The organism is Hafnia alvei, from assembly GCF_900095695.1.
GTDB lineage: Bacteria > Pseudomonadota > Gammaproteobacteria > Enterobacterales > Enterobacteriaceae > Hafnia > Hafnia alvei_B.
Map to the genome: position 1 here is coordinate 1 of NZ_FMIQ01000072.1, position 15,045 is coordinate 15,045.

13 protein-coding genes are annotated in these 15,045 nt (G+C 48.5%); 11 read left to right on the top strand and 2 right to left on the bottom strand.

Features of this window, described 5'->3' with window-relative positions; all coding sequences use genetic code 11:
- Positions 1-365 precede the first annotated feature (365 nt).
- On the bottom strand, positions 366-1,454 hold the full coding sequence (locus tag BN1044_RS19610; RefSeq protein ID WP_072310091.1) for a YeiH family protein: 1,089 nt from the start codon (positions 1,452-1,454) through the stop codon (positions 366-368).
- 362 nt (positions 1,455-1,816) lie between these two features.
- Between BN1044_RS19610 and BN1044_RS19615 the strand changes: the two genes are divergently transcribed.
- From BN1044_RS19615 to cirA, 11 genes are all read left to right on the top strand, one after another.
- Positions 1,817-2,179: a putative holin gene (locus tag BN1044_RS19615; protein WP_072310092.1), complete on the top strand. Its 363-nt coding sequence runs from the start codon at positions 1,817-1,819 to the stop codon at positions 2,177-2,179.
- Positions 2,176-2,469, top strand: a complete 294-nt coding sequence (locus tag BN1044_RS19620) for a phage holin family protein (protein ID WP_072310093.1) — start codon at positions 2,176-2,178, stop codon at positions 2,467-2,469. Before BN1044_RS19615 ends, BN1044_RS19620 begins: the two co-directional genes overlap by 4 nt.
- The gene (locus tag BN1044_RS19625) at positions 2,456-2,896 is read left to right on the top strand and encodes a lysozyme (protein WP_072310094.1); all 441 of its coding nucleotides are present in this window, start codon (positions 2,456-2,458) and stop codon (positions 2,894-2,896) included. Before BN1044_RS19620 ends, BN1044_RS19625 begins: the two co-directional genes overlap by 14 nt.
- Complete coding sequence (locus BN1044_RS23465; RefSeq protein WP_072310095.1) at positions 2,893-3,345, top strand: lysis protein; 453 nt, start codon at positions 2,893-2,895, stop codon at positions 3,343-3,345. Before BN1044_RS19625 ends, BN1044_RS23465 begins: the two co-directional genes overlap by 4 nt.
- Positions 3,346-3,924: 579 nt before the next feature.
- Positions 3,925-4,365, top strand: a complete 441-nt coding sequence (locus tag BN1044_RS19635) for a universal stress protein (RefSeq protein ID WP_072310096.1) — start codon at positions 3,925-3,927, stop codon at positions 4,363-4,365.
- Positions 4,366-4,683: 318 nt separating this feature from the next.
- Positions 4,684-5,547, top strand: coding sequence for a DNA-binding transcriptional regulator YeiE (yieE, locus tag BN1044_RS19640; RefSeq protein ID WP_072310097.1), 864 nt, complete (start codon positions 4,684-4,686; stop codon positions 5,545-5,547).
- Positions 5,548-5,746: 199 nt separating this feature from the next.
- Positions 5,747-7,231: an amino acid permease gene (locus BN1044_RS19645; RefSeq protein WP_072310098.1), complete on the top strand. Its 1,485-nt coding sequence runs from the start codon at positions 5,747-5,749 to the stop codon at positions 7,229-7,231.
- A gap of 255 nt (positions 7,232-7,486) precedes the next feature.
- Positions 7,487-8,632 (top strand): ABC transporter substrate-binding protein, encoded by a 1,146-nt coding sequence (locus tag BN1044_RS19650; RefSeq protein WP_302622583.1) that lies wholly within the window; start codon positions 7,487-7,489, stop codon positions 8,630-8,632.
- A 56-nt stretch (positions 8,633-8,688) separates the two neighbouring features.
- The gene (locus BN1044_RS19655; RefSeq protein WP_072310099.1) at positions 8,689-9,771 is read left to right on the top strand and encodes a FecCD family ABC transporter permease; all 1,083 of its coding nucleotides are present in this window, start codon (positions 8,689-8,691) and stop codon (positions 9,769-9,771) included.
- Positions 9,768-10,556 (top strand): ABC transporter ATP-binding protein, encoded by a 789-nt coding sequence (locus tag BN1044_RS19660; RefSeq protein ID WP_072310100.1) that lies wholly within the window; start codon positions 9,768-9,770, stop codon positions 10,554-10,556. Before BN1044_RS19655 ends, BN1044_RS19660 begins: the two co-directional genes overlap by 4 nt.
- 240 nt (positions 10,557-10,796) lie before the next feature.
- A complete protein-coding gene (gene cirA / locus BN1044_RS19665) occupies positions 10,797-12,761 on the top strand; it encodes a catecholate siderophore receptor CirA (RefSeq protein WP_072310101.1) in 1,965 nt (654 codons plus the stop codon).
- Positions 12,762-12,906: 145 nt separating this feature from the next.
- Here the strand turns inward: cirA and metG are convergent, their stop codons facing one another.
- Positions 12,907-14,961 (bottom strand): methionine--tRNA ligase, encoded by a 2,055-nt coding sequence (gene metG / locus BN1044_RS19670; RefSeq protein ID WP_072310102.1) that lies wholly within the window; start codon positions 14,959-14,961, stop codon positions 12,907-12,909.
- Positions 14,962-15,045: the final 84 nt, after the last annotated feature.

The window sequence follows — 15,045 nt, forward strand, 5'->3', positions numbered from 1 at the left end:
GACGTCCCTGTCGGCGAATCCTAACCTGCATGATTCACTCGGCTGTCCGGTAACGTGCCGGAAAAGGTCAAAATCAAATTCAAAAGATTTTATTTGTTTATGTATTGGGAGAAAGAGCAACGCTAACAGGATGTTAGCGTTAGGGGAGGAGGCGCCAAGGATGGCGCATGCCGACCCGGCGCGGAGATGGCATCTCGGATAAGAGCGCGCGGGTGTTGGGTGCGCGCGCTGGCGCACCCGACTCGGACGCCTCCACTCATGCTGCATATAACCGCCGGAGCGGATAGGCGGTCGAAACCTTACACCAATTCAGCATAGGCACTTGGCTGCCGAAACCTTACACCACAGCTTTATACAAGCGTTACTTAAATCCACATTCCCACAAAATGATTAATCAACGCACCACCCACCACCAACCAAACAAACAAAATACTCGCCAGCAAAATAGGTTTGATCCCTGCCTGACGGATTGCGCTGATATGGGTGGTTAGGCCTAACGCAGCCATCGCCATGGCCAGCAAAATGGTGTCCAAGGTAATAAGTTGATGCACCAGCGCCGCAGGCAGCAGATCGAAGGAGTTAAAACCGGCGACGACGATAAAGAACACCGCAAACCATGGAATGGTGATCGCTGATTTTTGCTTAGTCGCACTCCGTTTGTTGCTTGGCACACTGCGTGCAATAAAGCTGGATAAAATGACGAGGAACGGAGCCAGCATCATCACGCGGATCATCTTCGTGATGACGGCCGCATTACCCGCCTCATCGCTGATGGCTCGCCCAGCGGCAACCACCTGTGCAACTTCATGAATCGTTGAACCGATGTAAATACCGAAGCCTTCCTGCGTCGTTTGCAGCCACTGATAATGCTCATTGAGCCGGTACAGCCACGGATAGAAAAAGATCGCGATAGTACCGAAAATGACCACGGTAGATACCGCAACAGCGACTTTACTGGCATCGGCTTTCACTACGGGTTCTGTTGCCATGACGGCCGCTGCGCCACAAATGCTGCTGCCGGCGCCGATCAGCATAACGGTCTGGCTATCCATACCAAAAACTTTACGTCCGACCCACATAGCCAGCAAGAACGTGGATGTCAGCGTGATGGCATCGGTCACGATCCCAGTCATACCGACGTCGGCAATTTGCTGAAACGTCAGGCGAAAACCATACAGAATAATCCCCAATCGTAGGAGCTTTTGCTTGGAAATATGCACCCCGACGGCGCAAGGGGCTTCGATGCTGGGGTAGACCGTATTACCTAGAATAATCCCGAAGATGATGGCCAGCGTTAGAGCACCGAAACCGAGATTTTCAACCCAAGCGATATTGCCAGCCCACATGGCAACCGCAGTGATGGCCCCCGCAAGAATGAGTCCGGGAAGCAAATTTCCAAGCGCGTGGAAATAATGAGGAGAATTTTTTTGTTCGAAAGCACTGTTTGCGTGCATGGCTATCGTACCTATTGCTGTATTACCGATGCGAATAGAGTAGCGGCACATCGCTTAAAAAAGAAATTGATTATATATTTATAACCTAACGGTATAAGTGGTAAATGAGCCTGCTGGATCCCTTAAGCCCTGCGCTATGCGTTGAATAAAACGGACGTGTTGCCGATCTTCATTAGCTTTTACGCATTATTTTCAATGCCAATTTTCACGGATTAATTTTAAAAACTTTATTTATATAAATTCAATTGAGACGGGCTGGATCAACTCGCATTATCTGAATCCGTAAGGCGCACCATGTGGGCTTTTTAGTATGAAGTGAAATAGCTAAAACTATCCCGAAAACAAAAAATGGAGTCATTCCCATGTTAGAGCTAACTGCTAGCACGGGCGTAGCGGCTGTTACTGGTGTGACGTTAGTCGGTCTGCTTTCTGGGCTTGATACTGGCGTCGTTATCGGTGCATTTGCAGGCGCAGTGGTATTTGTTTTATCTGCTACAGAGTTTCGAGTTTGGAAACGTGTGGCGTTCTTTGTCGTCGCCTTTGTGCTCGGAGTTCTCACCGCGGGGTTCTCAACCGCTATGCTGAGCACGGTTATTCCTGCTTCAGTTATGGTAGAAAAACCGATTGGCGCACTCGTTTCCTCAGCAACTATTGTTTGGATACTGATCGCCGTTATCTCTAAAGCTAAGAATTCAACCCTCAAGCTCAAAGGTGATGGTAAATGATAATTAACACCTTGTTATTAAACATTAACGCGATTGTTTGTTTTCTTACAGCCTTGCGGATGATGACTTTTCAACGTAAAGACAGCGATCATAATTGGGTTGGATCTGTATTTGCGTATGTTCTTATCGTTGCGTGTGCTGCTGTGACGATACGAATTATTACGGGCGACATTATTAAGATAAATCCAGCGGAAACTCTTATTAATATCACGCTATGCGTTTCCTTATTTTTATCACGTGGAAACGTGATGCATTTTTTTAAAAGGAGAGGTAATCGTGCAAATCAGTGAAAATGGCATCAACCTCATTAAACAATATGAGGGATGTCGATTAACGGCCTATCAAGATTGTATTGGTGTATGGACTATCGGCTATGGGTGGACTCAGCCGATAGGCGGCAAGAGCATCGCTAAAGGGATGGTTATTAGTCAACAGAAAGCGGATGCTTTATTAATGCAGGGCATTGAACAGTCAGAAAATTGTGTGAATAACGTGGTACATCATTCAATCAATCAGCATCAATTTGATGCTCTGGTCGATTTTGCTTACAACCTAGGCGTTAATGCATTAAAGGGCTCGACTTTGCTAAAAAAAATTAACGTTGGTGATTATATTGGTGCAGCTAACGAATTTCAGAAATGGAATAAAGCTAGCGGTAAAGAGCTCGCAGGACTGACTCGGCGGCGTGGGGCAGAGAAATCTCTGTTCCTGTCATGAGTCGAGCCACTACCGCACTGATCTTGGTCATTATCGGCCTGCTTATTGGAATGTGGTACTTGACAAATCGGCTGCAAACAATTAACGCTAAACTGAAAGAAATAAGCCAAGTGGCCGAACAACAAAAAGTTGCTCTTGGTAATATTCAGCGTCAACGTATGCAGGCCAGCGAACTTGATAATAAAGTGACTCTGGAGCTGAATTATGCAAAAAATGAAATTGAGCATCTTCGCACTGACCTTGGGAATAATGTTAAACGGCTGCGCGTCAACGCCCATTGCCCAACGTTGTCCGAAGCCACCACCACCACCCGCAAGTCTGATGCAGCCGGCGCCAGACTTGATGACTCCGCTGAACGGGATTATCTCAGTCTCAGAGAGCGGATCAGGGTGACCAATACCATGATTGAAGGGCTGCAGGATTACATTAACCATCAGTGCTTACAATAAGCATTCTGCGTTAGCATATATTGGGTATTTTTCAGTGATATTCATCAGATAGAGACACGGGTTTTAACGATGATGGCCTCCGTTATGACCGCCGTTACCATGATGATTACCGTGATTTCCGCCATTGTTATGGGAGCCACTTCCTTGATGCCAATCTTGATGCGGTGGTGGGGATGAATGACCGCTGTGGCCTCTAACAATACATCCACTTAATGATGCCGATATTAAAAGCAATGCAGCTATTTTAACCATGGTTTTCATTTTATAAGACCTATAAGAATAGTTATTTTGGCAGCAGAATAGTATTTAAAATTTAGCTCAAATATAGGTTTTATCCTAAACCAATAAACACATAATCTACTGATTAATTTGAATAAATGATTTAATCAAATGTGTGGGGAATATGGAGAAATAATGTGTTTATTGTGGAAGTGTTTGATTGAAAACTAACCATGTGAATTGCGTGCGACGGCAATTAAGCCAAACTTCACACTTTCGTGTCTGAAATATCAATTGATTGTTCAAATGTGTTATTACAAGGGAGGTGAACGACACATGTTGAACAAAAGGAGAAGTGAAATGGATTACGCCTATAAAGTTATTCTGGTTCCTGTTGATATTGAAGAACCGAAGCTTACCGAAGGAGCGCTTCACCATGCGGCTCATTTGGCCAAAGTATCACATGCAAAAATTCGCTTGATGAACGTACGTCCCTCCATCCCGACGTATTATATGGGCGAGCATCCTCAGCAATTAATGAAAATTCAAGATGACGCCACGAATAAAGTGCATAAAGAGTTAGAAGCACTAGGGGCCTCCCTTGATTTGTCGTCAGATCAGGTTTCGGTTATGGTGACGTGGGGCTCGATTTACGATGAAATTTTGAAAGAGGCTGAGGCGTGCAAGGCAGATTTAATTGTTGTGGGTTCTCGTCGTCCAAGCATGTCTACCTATTTAATTGGTTCTAATGCAGCGCGTGTTGTGCGACATGCTAAGACCTCGGTGCTTGTCGTTCGCTAGGGGGTTATTGCCTCGCGTCTAGATATTGCGTACTCCGTGGTTGCTGGTTGATTGGCATACGTGCAATCACGGAGAATAGGATTATTACCATGTTAATTGATCTGCTCCTATCCCATTGCTGCCGTCAGTACTCGGTAGTCTCTTATAGTAATTATTAGCTTTAAATCTAAAATTATGGGTAAGCCTCCTATAAATAGGGACATTCGCGTTATACTTCAATTATCCCTAGCCATCTATGTTGGAGGCTGATTTATGCTGCGCAGACAGGCATAGGGCATACATTTTATAAATATACTTTGACTGCCTTGGATCTTTTTTATGCACATTACCTTGCGCCAGCTGGAAGTTTTTACCGAAGTACTTAAGTGTGGTTCGACAACCCAAGCGTCGAGCGCGCTTTCTCTTTCTCAATCCGCGGTGAGCGCTGCGCTATCTGATTTGGAAACCCAGCTCTCGGTGCGTCTGTTTGACCGAGTGGGAAAGCGTTTGGTGGTCAATGAGCACGGTCGTTTGTTGTATCCTAAAGCCATGGCTTTGTTGGAACAGGCCGGCGAAATTGAAGCATTGTTTCAGAGTGAAGCTGGTGCGTTGCGCATAGCCGCGAGCAGTACGATTGGTAACTATATTCTGCCGAAAATGATTGCAGGCTATCGCCGAGATTTTCCTGCGGTACCGCTTGAGCTGAATGTGGGGAATAGCCGAGATGTGATTAACGCGGTTGCCGATTTTCGCGTTGATTTAGGGCTGATAGAGGGGCCATGCCATATGCCTGATTTATTGACCCAGACATGGCAACAAGATGAATTGGTGGTGTTCGCCGCGCCTGACCATCCGCTGTTGCAAGCGCCTGTTACGCTAGATGCGCTCGCGCGGGCACCGTGGATCTTACGTGAGGCGGGATCGGGCACGCGTGAGGTGGTCGAACATATTTTGCTGTCGCATCTTTCACACTTTGATTTAGTCATGGAGCTGGGAAATTCTGAGGCCATTAAGCATGCGGTACGCTATGGTATCGGCATTAGCTGCTTGTCGCGCCGAGTTATTGAAGAGCAGTTGCAAGCCGGGGTACTGGTGGAAGTTCCGGTGCCGTTGCCGCGACTAAATCGTGCACTTTACCTTATCCATCATCGTCAAAAGCATATGTCCAAGGCGCTCGAACGTTTCTTAAGCTATTGCAGCTAGGCGGCCAGAGACGATTCATCTTTTAGCAATAGCAGATGAACAAATAGACGCTACACTTAACAGTGGATTAACAGCTGATGCTAATAATCTACCGGCAATCATGAAGCTCTCTAATAAGATCAGATTGTTACTTTATGCAGGGGCGGGATTTGTTACAATCCGGCCTCTTCACTAATTATAGAGCAGATATAGGGTTCTAATGGCTCAGACAAACACTAAGACCTCCTCCACGGGGCGAGCACCGGCGCTGCGCCGGGAATTAAAAGCGCGGCATCTGTCGATGATTGCTATCGGCGGTTCTATCGGTACTGGGCTATTTGTTGCATCAGGTGCTACCGTTTCACAAGCAGGGCCAGGCGGCGCTTTGCTTTCTTATATCATCATCGGTTTGATGGTGTATTTCTTAATGACCAGTTTGGGTGAGCTGGCGGCATTTATGCCGGTATCGGGCTCATTCTCGACCTACGGCTCGCGTTACGTAGAAGAAGGCTTCGGCTTTGCGCTAGGTTGGAACTATTGGTACAACTGGGCGGTCACTATCGCGGTTGACTTGGTGGCAGCGCAGCTTGTGATGGGGTATTGGTTCCCCGATACGCCAGGCTGGATTTGGAGTGCGCTGTTCCTTGGCTTGATGTTCTTGCTGAACTACATCTCCGTTAAAGGTTTTGGTGAAGCGGAATATTGGTTCTCTCTGATCAAAGTGACAACGGTCATCATCTTCATCATTGTCGGTGTTGCGATGATCGCGGGTATCCTGAAAGGCGGAGAGCAGGCCGGTTTCCATAACTGGACGATTGGTGATGCGCCGTTTGCCGGAGGTTTTGCCTCTATGATCGGTGTGGCGATGATTGTGGGCTTCTCGTTCCAAGGGACAGAGCTTATCGGTATCGCAGCGGGTGAATCTAAAGATCCGGGCAAGAACATTCCAATGGCGATCCGTCAGGTATTCTGGCGTATCCTGCTGTTCTATGTGCTGGCGATCTTGATTATCAGCCTGATTATTCCATATACCGATCCAAACCTGTTGCGTAACGACGTGAAAGATATCTCGGTGAGTCCGTTCACGTTGGTATTCCAGAATGCGGGCCTGCTGTCTGCAGCAGCGGTGATGAACGCGGTTATCCTGACAGCGGTACTGTCTGCGGGTAACTCGGGAATGTATGCGTCAACGCGTATGCTGTTTACGCTGGCTTCCGAAGGGAAAGCGCCGCGTATTTTCGCCAAGCTTTCTGAGGGCGGAGTTCCACGTAACGCGCTGTATGCAACCACGGTTGTTGCGGGCCTGTGCTTCTTAACCTCGATGTTTGGTAACCAAGAAGTGTATCTGTGGTTGCTGAATACCTCAGGCATGACGGGCTTTATTGCCTGGCTTGGGATTGCCATCAGCCACTACCGCTTCCGTCGCGGCTATGTGAGAAAAGGGTTGGATCTGAATGCACTGCCTTATCAGTCAGGCTTCTTCCCAATTGGGCCAATCTTTGCCTTTATACTGTGCCTGATTATTACGCTAGGTCAGAACTACGAAGCGTTCCTCGACGACCGAATCGATTGGTATGGTGTAACCGCAACTTACATCGGTTTGCCGCTGTTCCTGATTATTTGGTTCGGCTACAAATTAGCGAAAGGAACGCATTTTGTTCCCTATAGTGAGATGGAATTTCCAGTGACTAAGATCGACGATTAATACTGATCGTTAATCATTTTAAAGGCGACCTTTGGGTCGCCTTTTTGCGTATTGGGGCAGGCTAAACATCACCAGTGAAAAATGGCTAAAAAAAGAATAATAATCTTTCTAATTAAAAGCGCTGTGAAATGAATAAGTTATCCGACTTAACACTATGAGAAATAGGGGTAATAAAATCAATAAATCACATTGATAAGTATTATCATTTGCTTTACCATTTTGTGCACTTATGGAATTAGAGCAGGAGTGGTGAAGGTGAAAGACACCGTAAAAGGAAGAAAATCGCGTTGGGGTATTCAATTACTTGCTGCGGCGACTCTGATGGGAAGTATCAGTTCTTGGGCTGCCACGGTGACGGATATCGCCGGGCGTAGCGTAGAAATCCCCGCTAAGGTTGACCGAATTCTCCTCGGAGAAGGGCGTTTATTCTATGCAGTCTCCCTGCTTGAAGGCAAAAAACCGTTCGACCGCATTGTGGGTTGGCAAGGTGACTTCCGCAAACTTGATCCACAGACTTACTCTGTCTATCAGGCTAAATTCCCTGAAATCGATAAAATCCCTCTGATTGGTAACACCACCGCAGATAGCGTCAGCCCCGAAAAAGTATTGACGCTAAATCCTGACGTGGCGATCTTCGGCCTCTCTGGTCATGGTCCTGGCCGCGATAGCCAACTGGTGAAACAGCTGGAAAAAGCCGGTGTGCCGGTCGTATTTGTCGATTTCCGCACTTCTCCGCTGAAAAACACGCTGCCGAGCATGCGTTTGCTAGGCAAGGTTCTGCACCGCGAACAGCAGGCTGAGAATTACATCAATTTCTATCAAGATAATGTGCGCTTGGTAACCGATGTCACCAGCAAGATCCCTGATAGCCAAAAGCCTCGCGTTTTCATTGAGCTAAAAGCTGCGACCAGCGACGACTGCTGCGGCACCGCGGGCAATGGCAATATGGGTGACTTCATTGATTTGGCTGGTGGTAACAACATCGCGAAAGGCTTACTGCCGGGTGCGCTTGGGCAAATCAACCTCGAAAAAGTGTTGTCTGCGGATCCAGATGTTTATATCGCCAGCGGCGCGAAAGCGCCTGATGCTAAAGAGCCCGGTATTAAATTAGGTGCGAAGGTCACCGAGCAGCAGGCGAGAGACAGCTTGAACTCAGCGATGCAACGCACCGGTATCAGCACGTTGAAAGCGGTGCAGGATGGCAATTCTCACGCTATCTGGCATAGCTACTACAACTCGCCGTATAACGTTTTGGCGGTTCAGGCCTTTGCTAAATGGATTTATCCGGAGAAGTTTGCCTCGTCAGATCCTAAAAAGACCATGGATTCCATGTATCAGCAGTTCCTTGCTGTCGACCCAAGCGGCACCTATTGGGTTGATGCTAAAGCGTCGAATCAGTAATAAGAATCAACCCTGCCAGCCGCCGCCAGTAGGGTTGACCTGTCACAGGTAACAACATGAGTTCAACCACTGAGCCAATGAGCGCTGCGAAACGTTACGACTCCAGCGACGTCAAAGGTCACTACCAGCGCATTGTGCGTCATCGTTTGATCATAATGGGCGTCATCGTGTTAGCCATTTTGGGATCGCTAATCCTTGATTTCACTATGGGGCCTTCCGGTTTGTCGTTAAGTACGCTATGGCAAACGCTGTGGCAGCCAGAAATCGCTGATGCAGGCACCCGCGTTATTGTTTGGGATATTCGTTTGCCGTATGCGCTGATGGCTATCGTTGTTGGGTTGGCATTAGGTTTAGCCGGTGCCGAGATGCAAACCATTCTGAATAACCCGCTGGCCAGCCCGTTCACGTTGGGCGTATCTTCCGCGGCGGCCTTCGGTGCCGCATTAGCTATCGTTTTGGGTATCGGTTTTCCGGGCATCCCCGATCAGTGGTTTATCTCGGCAAACGCCTTTATTTTTGCGCTGTTTGCCGCCCTGATGCTGGACGGTATTACGCGCTGGACACGGGTTGCAACGTCGGGCGTGGTGTTGTTTGGTATTGCGCTGGTTTTCACCTTTAACGCGTTGGTTTCAATGATGCAGTTCATCGCCACTGAAGATACGTTGCAAGGTTTGGTTTTCTGGACCATGGGTAGCCTCGCGCGTGCGTCATGGGAAAAGCTGGGCATTTTATTGCTGGCCTTTGCCATTCTGATGCCGATTTCAATGATGAGCTCGTGGAAGCTAACCGCGCTGCGCTTAGGCGAAGATCGTGCTGTGAGTTTTGGCATCGACGTTAAACGTCTGCGTTTAGGCACATTGCTGCGCATCAGTATCCTGTCTGCATTAGCGGTGGCATTCGTGGGCCCGATTGGCTTTATCGGCTTAGTGGCTCCCCATATTGCCCGCTTGATTTTCGGTGAAGATCATCGCTTCTATTTACCCGCGAGTGCATTGATTGGCGCGCTGGTGCTGTCGATGGCGTCCGTGGCGTCAAAAAACCTGATCCCAGGCGTGATTATTCCTGTTGGCATTGTGACATCGCTGGTGGGCGTACCTTTCTTCCTCAGCATCATTTTGCGTCATAGGGGGAATGTATGAATCTTGGTTTAGATATTTCGCATTTTAATGCGGGATATCCACGCCGTGCGGTGATTGAGGACCTGTGCGTATCCACGCTGCCGCGCGGGAAAATTACCGTTCTACTAGGCCCTAACGGCTGCGGTAAATCTACGCTGTTGCGCTCTTTAGCAGGACTAAATCGCGCTTCTGGCCATCTTTTGCTAGATGGCAACGATCTGATGGCACAGCCATTCAGCGAGCGGGCAAAACAGGTAGTTTATCTGCCGCAGTCTTTGCCGGCGGGCGTTCATCTTCATGTGTTGGAGTCCATTATCGTGGCGCAGCGGGCGTCCGCTGGTCTGGGTCGCCAAGGCAATGAAACAGAAGTGATGCGTTTGCTGGAACAGCTTGGGATTTCCCATTTAGCGCTGAGCTATTTGGATCAGCTGTCTGGTGGGCAGAAGCAGCTGGTGGGATTGGCTCAATCATTGATTCGCCAGCCTTCGCTGTTGCTGCTTGATGAGCCGCTGAGTGCGTTGGATTTGAATTATCAGTTCCACGTGATGGACTTGGTGCGCCGTGAGACCGCCCGCCGCAATATCGTCACCGTGGTGGTGGTGCACGATATCAATATCGCACTGCGCCATGGCGATCATGTGTTGATGCTTGAAAACGGGAAGCTGATCGCGGATGGCAAACCCGCAGAAGTGATTACGCCAGAAAGTTTGGCTCGCGTGTATGGCGTCCGTGGACGCATAGAACACTGTTCGCAGGGAATGCCTCAGGTTGTGATCGACGGATTGGTTGCGGAACCCTCCATCTAACCCTTTCTCTGCCAGCGCATTAATAACGGCATTGTCTGTTAATCAATCAATAGGGCTTATCCATAGCGGATAGCCCGATGCGATAGCTTTTGTCTATCACTAGAACAGACGTTCTTTGTAGAAGTTGGCATTTTTATTGAAGTGAAAAAGTGGGCTGAACGGCGCCATAAGAGCGTCACATCTAGTAAATAATAATCATTCTAATAATTATTTAAATTTAACCTCATGGAGATTGACCAAATGGCTAAGGCAAAACTTAACCCGTTAGCAACTTTATTGCGCGGGGGGCTTTGCGTACCGTTATTCATCGCAGCAGCACCTGTGATGGCCGCGGAAGGGGATGATGTGATGGTTGTCACCGCTTCAGCAACTGAACAAAATCTGAAAGATGCACCCGCCAGTATTAGCGTGATTACGCGTGAAGACTTGGCTAAAAAGCCGATTCAGAACCTGAAGGATATTCTGCAGGAAGTGCCGGGTGTGCAGCTGACTAACGAGGGCGATAACCGTAAAGGTGTGAGTATTCGTGGTTTAGACAGCAGCTATACGCTGATTTTGGTGGATGGCAAACGCGTGAGTTCGCGCACGGCGGTGTTCCGACATAACGATTATGACCTAAGCTGGGTGCCCGCCGAGGCGATTGAGCGTATCGAAGTGGTGCGCGGCCCGATGTCTTCGCTTTACGGTTCTGATGCCTTAGGCGGCGTAGTGAACATTATTACCCGCAAAGTGGGTAAAGAGTGGCACGGTTCCCTGAGTGCCGATAGCACCATCCAAGAGCATCGCGATCGCGGCGATAGCTATAACGGTAGCTTCTACACCAGCGGCCCGTTGATTGATGATGTGCTGGGAGTGAAAGTCTTTGGCAATTTGGGCAAGCGTGAAAAAGATGATGCCCAAAAATCGGCTACCAGCAAAACGGGCGAATCGGGGCGTATTGAGGGCTACACGACGCGCGACGCTAACGTTGAATTTGCATGGACGCCAGAAGCGAATCAGGACATGACCTTTGGCTACGGTTTTGATCGTCAGGATCGTGATTCTGACTCTTTGGATAAAAACCGTCTGGAACGTCAAAACTACTCAATTGGCCACAATGGACGTTGGGATTTAGCCAATACGGAAATCCGTGCTTATGGCGAAAAGATTGATAACTACAATGAAAACCGCATCACGGCGAAAAATAACGCCATCGACGGCAAAGTTGTTGTTCCTCTCGGCGAGCTGAATCAGCTATTCACACTGGGCGGCGAATACCGTAACGATAAACTGAGCGATCCGGGTAATCTGAAGGGCAGCGGTTCAACGTCAGCCAATCAATACGCGCTGTTTGTGGAAGATGAATGGCGGATCTTCGAGCCGTTGGCCTTCACCGGCGGCATTCGTATGGATAACCATGAAGATTATGGTGTTCACTGGAGCCCGCGTGCCTATTTAGTTTATAACGCGACGGACACGGTGACGGTGAAAGGTGGTTGGGCAACTGCGTTTAAAGCGCCTTCGCTATTAGAACTGAGCCCTGATTGGCAGTCGGCTTCTTGCCGCGGGGATTGTACTATTGTCGGTAACAAGGATCTGGATCCTGAAACCTCCGAAAGCTTCGAGCTGGGCTTGTACTATGCCGGTGATGAAGGGATGCTGGATGGCGTAAATGCCAGCGTGACGGTGTTCCAAAACAATGTGAAGGATATGATTAACGTGACTCGTACTGCCAATGCAGCGATAGCGCCTTCCTATCCAAACTTTGTTGATTTTGATAAGAATGGTAAGCCCATTTTCCGTTACTACAACGTTGATAAAGCAAGAATTAAAGGCGTTGAAACCGAGTTGAAAGTGCCGTTTACCGATGCGTTAAGCATGAGTATGAACTACACCTACAACGATGCACGTGACCTAACCAACGACCGTCCATTAAGCACCCAACCGTTCCATACGGCGAACAGCACGTTAGACTGGAAACCAATCGAAGACTGGTCATTCTACGTATCGGCTAATTATTCCGGTAAGCGTCGCGTCGTGACTAGCGCTGATAAATCATCTGGTGGCTACACCGTTTGGAACACCGGTGGTGCTTATCAGATGACCAAAGATCTGAAGCTGCGCGCGGGCGTGTTGAACCTGTTGGATAAAGACCTGAACCGTGATGATTACAGCTATAACGAAGAAGGGCGTCGTTACTTTGTTGCGGCGGATTACACGTTCTAATTTATTGTTTTGTTGAACGTTGCTTTGTTGAACATTGTTTAGTTGAACATTGTTTAGTTGAACATTGTTTAGTTGAACATTATTTAGTTGAACGTAGTGCATAAAAAACCCGCCAGATTGGCGGGTTTTTGGTTGGTTCAGGCAATTATTTAACCTGATGACCCGGCTGTGCGCCGCTGTCAGGGCTGAGCAGGAAGATGTCTTTTCCGCCAGGACCCGCAGCCATTACCATGCCTTCAGACATGCCAAAGCGCATTTTACGCGGAGCCAAGTTAGCCACCATCACGGTTAAACGGCCAACTAACACGCTTGGATCTGGATAGGCAGAGCGAATACCGGAGAATACCTGACGGGTTTCACCGCCCAGATCCAGTATTAGCTTCAGCAATTTATCTGAACCTTCAACGAACTCGGCGCTTTTGATTTCAGCAATGCGCATATCTACTTTGGCGAAATCGTCAAAGGTGATGGTGTCTTGAATCGGCTCGTCGGCTAATGGACCGGTAGCCGGCTTGGATGCTGCAACGGCGGCTGCCGCAGCGGCTTTGCCTTCTTCAATCATCGCTTCAACTTTGGTCATTTCGATACGGTTAAACAGCGCTTTGAACGCGTTAACCTGATGGCTGAGCAATGGTTGAGAGATGCTGTCCCAGGTCAGTTCGGTATTCAGGAACGCTTCAGTGCGCTCGCTTAATGAAGGCAGAACCGGTTTCAGGTAAGTCATCAGAACGCGGAACAGGTTAATACCCATTGAGCAGATGGCTTGTAAATCGGCATCACGGCCTTCTTGCTTTGCCACTACCCACGGAGCCTGTTCATCGACATAACGGTTGGCCAGATCGGCTAACGCCATGATCTCACGAATGGCTTTGCCTGACTCGCGGTTTTCATAGGCTTGAGCAATTTCATCCGCAGCGTCAACAAAGGTCTGATAAAGCGCAGGATCGGCTAAGTGTTCAGACAGCTTGCCGCCAAAGCGTTTGTTGATGAAGCCTGCGTTACGCGAGGCTAAGTTCACCACTTTGTTAACGATATCGGCATTCACGCGCTGTACGAAATCTTCCAGATTCAGGTCGATATCATCGATTCGCGAGGAGAGTTTCGCTGCATAGTAGTAGCGTAGGCAATCGGCATCCAAATGATCCAAGTAAGTGCGCGCCTGAATAAAGGTGCCACGAGATTTGGACATTTTGGCACCGTTAACGGTGACATAGCCGTGGACGAATACGTTGCTTGGCTTGCGGAAGTTACTGCCTTCCAACATGGCTGGCCAGAACAGGCTATGGAAGTAGACGATATCTTTACCGATAAAGTGATACAGCTCGGTAGATGAGTCTTTTTTCCAGAACTCGTTGAAGTCCAGATCGTCACGCTTATCGCACAGGTTTTTAAACGAGCCCATGTAGCCGATAGGCGCATCCAACCAAACATAGAAATATTTACCCGGCGCATCAGGAATTTCAAATCCGAAATAAGGTGCGTCGCGGGTGATATCCCACTGCTGTAGACCAGACTCAAACCATTCCTGCATTTTGTTCGCGACCTGTTCCTGTAATGCACCAGAACGGGTCCATGCCTGTAGCATTTCACTAAACGACGGCAGGTCGAAGAAGAAGTGCTCTGATTCACGCATAACCGGCGTGGCGCCAGAGACAACAGACTTAGGCTCGATAAGCTCGGTTGGGCTATAGGTCGCGCCACAAACTTCGCAGTTATCGCCATACTGGTCTGGTGACTTACATTTCGGACAGGTGCCTTTCACGAAGCGGTCTGGCAGAAACATGCCTTTTTCCGGATCGTAAAGCTGAGAGATAGTGCGGTTTTTAATAAAACCGTTTTCTTTCAGACGACCATAAATCAGGTTCGACAGCTCACGGTTCTCTTCGCTGTGCGTAGAGTGGTAGTTGTCGTAGCTGATATTAAAGTCGGAGAAGTCTTTTTGATGTTCCTGACTCACGGCAGCAATCATCTGCTCAGGCTCAATGCCTAACTGCTGAGCTTTCAGCATGATAGGTGTCCCGTGGGCATCGTCCGCGCAGATAAAGTGCACTTCGTTGCCGCGCATTCGCTGAAAACGAACCCATACGTCTGCCTGAATGTGCTCGAGCATGTGGCCGAGGTGAATTGAGCCGTTGGCGTACGGAAGCGCGCACGTCACTAGAATTTTTCTTGCGCTTGCTTGGGAGGTGACTGAAGCCATAGTGGATTTGCTGTCTCTTTTAAGAATGGAACGGTGCTAAAGATGTTACCTGATTGAGTCCGATGCCGCTAGGCTGCTGTGTTT

What these genes read in the sequence shown, in the direction of transcription:
- BN1044_RS19610 (WP_072310091.1), bottom strand. Translation starts at nt 1,454, where the DNA reads ATGCACGCAAACAGTGCTTTCGAACAAAAAAATTCTCCTCATTATTTC.
- BN1044_RS19615 (WP_072310092.1), top strand. Translation starts at nt 1,817, where the DNA reads ATGTTAGAGCTAACTGCTAGCACGGGCGTAGCGGCTGTTACTGGTGTG.
- BN1044_RS19620 (WP_072310093.1), top strand. Translation starts at nt 2,176, where the DNA reads ATGATAATTAACACCTTGTTATTAAACATTAACGCGATTGTTTGTTTT.
- BN1044_RS23465 (WP_072310095.1), top strand. Translation starts at nt 2,893, where the DNA reads ATGAGTCGAGCCACTACCGCACTGATCTTGGTCATTATCGGCCTGCTT.
- BN1044_RS19635 (WP_072310096.1), top strand. Translation starts at nt 3,925, where the DNA reads ATGGATTACGCCTATAAAGTTATTCTGGTTCCTGTTGATATTGAAGAA.
- yieE (WP_072310097.1), top strand. Translation starts at nt 4,684, where the DNA reads ATGCACATTACCTTGCGCCAGCTGGAAGTTTTTACCGAAGTACTTAAG.
- BN1044_RS19645 (WP_072310098.1), top strand. Translation starts at nt 5,747, where the DNA reads ATGGCTCAGACAAACACTAAGACCTCCTCCACGGGGCGAGCACCGGCG.
- BN1044_RS19655 (WP_072310099.1), top strand. Translation starts at nt 8,689, where the DNA reads ATGAGTTCAACCACTGAGCCAATGAGCGCTGCGAAACGTTACGACTCC.
- BN1044_RS19660 (WP_072310100.1), top strand. Translation starts at nt 9,768, where the DNA reads ATGAATCTTGGTTTAGATATTTCGCATTTTAATGCGGGATATCCACGC.
- cirA (WP_072310101.1), top strand. Translation starts at nt 10,797, where the DNA reads ATGGCTAAGGCAAAACTTAACCCGTTAGCAACTTTATTGCGCGGGGGG.
- metG (WP_072310102.1), bottom strand. Translation starts at nt 14,961, where the DNA reads ATGGCTTCAGTCACCTCCCAAGCAAGCGCAAGAAAAATTCTAGTGACG.